At 47.5% G+C, this 3,176-nt stretch carries 3 protein-coding genes; 2 read left to right on the forward strand and 1 reads right to left on the reverse strand.

The window, feature by feature from the left end; all coding sequences use genetic code 11:
* Positions 1 to 587: GMC family oxidoreductase (locus MHN01_RS22105; protein ID WP_239413468.1), on the reverse strand; the 587-nt coding region annotated here is incomplete at its 3' end.
* 271 nt (positions 588 to 858) lie between these two features.
* Between MHN01_RS22105 and MHN01_RS22110 the strand changes: the two genes are divergently transcribed.
* A complete protein-coding gene (locus tag MHN01_RS22110) occupies positions 859 to 2,850 on the forward strand; it encodes an SDR family oxidoreductase (RefSeq protein ID WP_239413470.1) in 1,992 nt (663 codons plus the stop codon).
* Positions 2,851 to 2,908: 58 nt separating this feature from the next.
* A complete protein-coding gene (locus tag MHN01_RS22115) occupies positions 2,909 to 3,175 on the forward strand; it encodes an acyl-CoA-binding protein (protein ID WP_075761956.1) in 267 nt (88 codons plus the stop codon).
* Position 3,176 lies beyond the last annotated feature (1 nt).

The following is a 3,176-nucleotide window of genomic DNA, read 5'->3' on the forward strand; positions in this document are numbered from 1 at the left end:
ACAGCAGTACTGCAGCGCTGGCCGTTTTTCTGGGTTACCTGATAGTAACCGACCCCTTCCTGCTCTGCGCCGTTAAAATCCTCTGTATATCGATGCCCGGCCTGTTTGGCCGCCTTGATAAACGCCTCTGACAACGGATTTTTTATCCTCAAATCAGACACATTCAAAGGTCCGTGTGAGCCATGATAGGCATCCCCCCCCCGCTCCTGATGCTCAGATTTCTTAAAGTACGGCAAGACCTCCTTGTAACTCCACCCTTCATTGCCTAACGAGGCCCATTCATCGTAGTCACAGGCGTGCCCACGTATGTAACACATCGCGTTTGAAGCACTGCTACCGCCAAGCGTCTTCCCCCGAGGCCAGAATAGTTGTCTGTTATTAAGGTTGGGTTCCCCTTCGGTGTAGTAGCGCCAGTTCATTTTCTTCGAATGCATCATGCCGATGATGCCAAGTGGTACATGGACCATAACACTTGAATCTTTTGGTCCGGCTTCAACCAGGCAAACCTTAATTGATGGATCTGAAGACAGCCTATTAGCAAGTACACAACCTGCCGAACCTGCCCCCACAATTATGAAGTCATACATAAAATCCTCTCAAGTTAATCGCGATGATTTGCCAGCCAATTTATAAAAACCCAGTCATTGATATTGATTATTTCTCACACCTTCAATCATAGATTAATTTACCTGTTTTTGATTTATTTCCTTAATGAAATTGAAATACTTGCCTATTTACAAAATAAAAAGGTGATCTGTTTAATAAAATTAAGCATTAATTAAAGACAACAACTCTGACCAGTGTAACTTATATTTCTTAAAGGAATAAAGAATGTTGCCCGTCAATTAAGGAGAGCGAATGGCATATTTTCTAACAGGTGGAACTGGTTTTTTAGGCCGTAATCTCATCACCAAACTGCTTAAGCGCGAAGGTACTATCTATATCCTTTGCCGGAATGAAAAGGCCCAGGAAAAACTGACAACCTGTATGTTGGAATGGGATGTTCCAGCAGACCGTATTGTGCCAGTAATGGGTGACCTGACACTACCTCAGCTCGGATTGACCAAAAGCACCATCGCTGCATTGAAAGGGAAGATTCATCATTTCTTCCATCTTGCTGCAATTTATGACCTGAGTGCGACCGCCGAGGCTCAGGAGGCAGTGAACATTGAAGGAACTAAGAACGCTGTAGAAGCCGCCGAAGCATTGGATGCGGGCTGCTTCCACCACATTAGTTCGATTGCTGCTGCCGGGTTGTACGAAGGGCATTTCCGGGAAGATATGTTCGAAGAGGCCGAACACCTCGACCATCCATATTTCTCGACCAAACATCTGGCTGAAAAAACAGTCCGTGAACAGTGCAAGATACCATTCAGGGTTTATCGGCCAGGCATGGTGATCGGTGATTCCAAAACAGGTGTTGCCGATCGTGTAGACGGCCCATACTACCTGTTCAAAATGATCCAGCGTATTCGTGCTGTGTTGCCGGCCTGGGTGCCGACAATTGGTCTTGAGGGCGGAAGTCTGAACATTGTACCTGTCGACTACGTAGTCAACGCACTGGACCATATTGCCCATAAGGATGATCTCGACAGCCAGTGTTTCCATCTTACTGATCCGAAGCCTTACCGCTCCGGCGAAGTCATGAATATTTTTGCCGAGGCGGGCCACGCTCCGCGTATGGCACTTCGACTTGATGCCAGATTATTCGGGCTGGTGCCGAATCAGGTCAAGAATGCCATTTTGTCTCTGCCAACCATCAAACAAATAACAGATGTGACGCTGAGAGATTTAGGGATTCCTTCGGATGTATTGAAGTTTTTCACCTACCCGACTGAGTTCGATTGCCGTGAAACACAAAAGGCGCTCAAAGGATCTGGTATCGAATGTCCTCGCCTGCCAACTTATGCACCTGCTATCTGGGATTACTGGGAGCGTCATCTTGACCCTGAGATCTCAGGCGATCGCAGCCTAAGCGCACGCGTCAGCAACAAGATCATTATGATCACAGGCGCAAGCTCGGGGATCGGGCAGGCGACAGCGTACAAACTGGCTGAAAACGGCGCTGAAATGATTCTGGTAGCCCGAGATGAAGAGAAGCTGGCAAACACCAAGCTTGAAGTCGAAAAGCGCGGTGGTGTGGCTCACACGTTCCAGTGCGATCTTTCGGCAATCGATCAAGTTGAGAAGTTGGTAGCGGATGTACTTGAAGCACATGGTCGTGTCGATATTCTCATCAACAACGCCGGACGCTCTATCCGCCGCTCTATTGCTAACTCAATCGATCGTTTCCACGATTTCGAACGAACCATGCAACTGAACTACTTCGGTTCACTGAAGCTGACTCTCGGCCTGCTACCAAGCATGGAAGCTCAGGGGGGCGGCCATGTAATCAATATCTCGTCTATCGGGGTATTGACCAACGCTCCGCGCTTTTCTGCCTATGTGGCTTCTAAAGCAGCGCTGGATGCATTTACCCGCTGTGCGGCGTCTGAATACTCAGATCTGAATGTGAACTTCACCACCATCAACATGCCGCTGGTTGCAACACCTATGATTGCACCGACCAAAATCTATAAGTCAGTACCGACACTGACACCAGATGAAGCGGCCGATCTACTGGCAACGGCGATTATCGATAAGCCGAAACGTATTGCGACTAACCTCGGTATTTTCGGATCGCTGCTACACGCGCTATTCCCGAAACTGGCTGAAATCATTATGAACAGCAGTTTCCGAATGTTCCCTGATTCCAAAGAAAGTGATCAAGGGAAAGAACAAAGAAGCGAAAGGGCCTCTTCGGCAGAGCTCATTGCATTCTCTGCCCTGCTGAAAGGCATTCATCTTTAATCAACCAAACACTCGTCTCAAGAGTGTGGCTAGGTAACAACTATTTAAGGACAAAATCATGGCTGATCTAAAAGAAAACTTTGAACAAGCACAACTAGACGTTAAAAAACTAACCAAGCGCCCATCAAATGAAGAGTTGCTAGCTCTGTATTCTCTGTACAAGCAGGCAACAGATGGTGATGTACACGGTAAGCGTCCTGGTATGTTTGATTTCAAAGGCGCTGCCAAGTACGAGGCATGGGAAGGCCTGAAAGGCATGGATGCTGAAACTGCAATGCAGCAGTATGTTGATAAGGTCACTGAGCTAACTGCAGCTTACGCATAAT

This window comes from Photobacterium sp. OFAV2-7 (assembly GCF_022347985.1).
Taxonomy (GTDB): Bacteria; Pseudomonadota; Gammaproteobacteria; order Enterobacterales; family Vibrionaceae; genus Photobacterium.